The sequence below is a fragment of the Mycobacterium sp. E136 genome, from assembly GCF_001666865.1.
Lineage (GTDB): Bacteria > Actinomycetota > Actinomycetes > Mycobacteriales > Mycobacteriaceae > Mycobacterium.
The window spans coordinates 1-2,574 of sequence record NZ_LZJE01000044.1 but is presented as its reverse complement, the minus strand read 5'-3'; the positions used below and the strand labels follow the sequence as shown (position 1 = coordinate 2,574).

Sequence of the window (2,574 nt, the reverse complement as noted above, 5' to 3'; positions counted from 1 at the left end):
CGGCGCCTCGGCCGAGGTGATGGCCGCGGGCCTCGACGTCATCCTCAACGACTCGCAGGTCAAGAGCGTGTTCGTCAACGTGTTCGGCGGCATCACTGCCTGCGACGCGGTGGCCAACGGAATCGTCAACGCGCTGAAGATCCTGGGCGACGAGGCCAACAAGCCGCTCGTCGTGCGGTTGGACGGCAACAACGTCGAGGAGGGCCGCCGCATCCTGGCCGAGGCCAACCATCCGCTGGTGACCGAGGTGGGAACGATGGACGAAGCCGCCGACAAGGCCGCCGAGCTGGCGGCGAAGGCCTGAAGGGACTGACCATGTCGATTTTTCTGAACAAGAACTCCAAGGTCATCGTCCAGGGCATCACCGGCGGTGAGGGCACCAAGCACACCGCGCTGATGCTCAAGGCGGGCACCCAGCTGGTCGGCGGCGTGAACGCGCGCAAGGCCGGTACGACGGTGTCGCACAAGGACAAAGATGGCAACGACGTCGAGTTGCCGGTGTTCGGCAGCGTCGCCGAGGCGATGAAGGAGACCGGCGCCGACGTGTCGGTGGTGTTCGTGCCGCCGAAGTTCGCCAAGGACGCGATCATCGAAGCCATCGACGCGGAGATCCCGCTGCTGGTCGTGATCACCGAGGGAATCCCGGTGCAGGACACCGCATATGCGTGGGCCTACAACGTTCAGAAGGGGCAGAAGACCCGCATCATCGGACCGAACTGCCCGGGCATCATCACGCCGGGTGAGGCGCTGGCGGGCATCACGCCGGCCAACATCACCGGTTCCGGTCCCGTCGGCCTGGTGTCCAAGTCGGGCACGCTGACCTACCAGATGATGTTCGAACTGGGCGATCTCGGCTTCTCCACCTCGATCGGCATCGGCGGCGACCCGGTGATCGGTACGACGCACATCGACGCGATCGAGGCCTTCGAGAAGGACCCCGACACGAAGATCATCGTGATGATCGGTGAGATCGGCGGCGACGCCGAGGAGCGGGCGGCCGATTACATCAAGGCCAACGTGAGCAAGCCCGTCGTCGGCTACGTCGCGGGCTTCACGGCGCCGGAGGGCAAGACGATGGGCCACGCGGGCGCCATCGTGTCCGGTTCCTCGGGCACCGCGCAGGCCAAGAAGGAAGCGCTGGAGGCAGCGGGCGTGAAGGTCGGCAAGACGCCGTCGGAGACCGCCCGACTGGCTCGCGAGATCCTGCAGAGCCTGTAACTCGCTTGACATCGAAACCGTCCCCGGCTCCGCGGCCGGGGACGGTTTCGTGTTCGGGGTGGCCGTCGATTAGCCTGACGAATTAACACCTGTCAGGAGGTCTGTAATGGTCGATTCCCGGACCCCGGTCATCGTCGGTGTCGGGCAGTTCACCGAGCGCATTGACGATCCCGGCTATCGGGGCATGTCGGCGGTTGACCTCGCGACGGAGGCGGTTCGTGCGGCGCTGACCGACACTGGGCTCGACGCCGCGGCGGCCGCGAAGGCCATCGAGACGGTGTACGCCCTGCGCCAGTTCGAGATCTCCGGGCCGATGCCCGCGACGCTGGGCAAGTCGAACAACTATCCACGGTCGGTCATGGGCCGCGTCGGCGGCGATCCCGTGCGCGTCGTGCTCGAACCGGTCGGCGGACAGGGCCCGCAGAAGCTCGTCACCGAGGCCGGCAACGCCATCGCTGCGGGCGAATTCGACGTCGCGATGGTGATCGGCTCGGAACCGGGTTCGACGGCTCGCTACTTCGCAAACCGCGACCACAAGCCAGACTTCACCGAACACGTCGAGGGTCAGCTCGAGGACCGCGGCCACCAGGTCCACCAGTACTTCACCGAGCACACGGTGGCGCACGGGTTGACCGGCGCCGCAGTGCAATACGGCCTGCTGGACAACGCCCGCCGCAGCCGGTTGCGGTTGGGTGTGGCCGAATACCGCCGGGAGATGGCCGAGCTGTTCGCGCCGTTGTCGAGAGTCGCTGCAAAGAACCCATTCTCGTCGTCGCCGGTCGAACGCTCGGTGGACGAGATCATCGCGGTCACCGACGACAACCGGATGATCTGCGATCCCTACCCCCGTCTGCTGGTGGCCCGCGATCAGGTCAACCAGGGTGCCGCCGCGATCATGATGTCGGTGGCGGCCGCCCGCCGACTGGGGGTGCCCGAGGAGAAATGGGTGTATCTGCACGGGCATTCGGATATGACCGAGCAGGGTCTGCTGGACCGGGTCGACCTCGGCGCCAGCCCCGCGACCGTGCACGCCGTGCGAGAAGCCTTGCGGGTGGCCCAGATCGGGGTCGATGACATCTCCACCTTCGATCTCTACAGTTGCTTCCCGTTCCCGGTGTTCGTCGCCTGCGAGGCGCTGGGCATCGACGGGGACGACCCGCGGGGTCTGACGGTGACCGGCGGCCTGCCTTACTTCGGCGGCCCGGGAAACAGCTACTCGTTGCATGCCATCGCCGAGACGGTCGCCCAATTGCGGGACAGGCCCGGGCAATATGGCCTGGTTGGCGCCAACGGCGGCACGATGAGCAAGTATTCCGTCGGCATCTATTCGACGCGGCCGGTCGACTGGCGCACCGA

General features: G+C 66.5%; 2 protein-coding genes and 1 pseudogene. All 3 read left to right on the top strand.

Annotated features, from left to right (window positions below):
- Positions 1 to 304: pseudogene (locus tag A5698_RS03390) on the top strand (ADP-forming succinate--CoA ligase subunit beta); the annotation flags it as partial.
- A gap of 11 nt (positions 305 to 315) precedes the next feature.
- Positions 316 to 1,218 (top strand): succinate--CoA ligase subunit alpha, encoded by a 903-nt coding sequence (gene sucD / locus A5698_RS03385; RefSeq protein ID WP_068293339.1) that lies wholly within the window; start codon positions 316 to 318, stop codon positions 1,216 to 1,218.
- A 106-nt stretch (positions 1,219 to 1,324) separates the two neighbouring features.
- On the top strand, positions 1,325 to 2,574 hold a 1,250-nt coding region (locus A5698_RS03380), incomplete at its 3' end, for an acetyl-CoA acetyltransferase (RefSeq protein ID WP_068293335.1).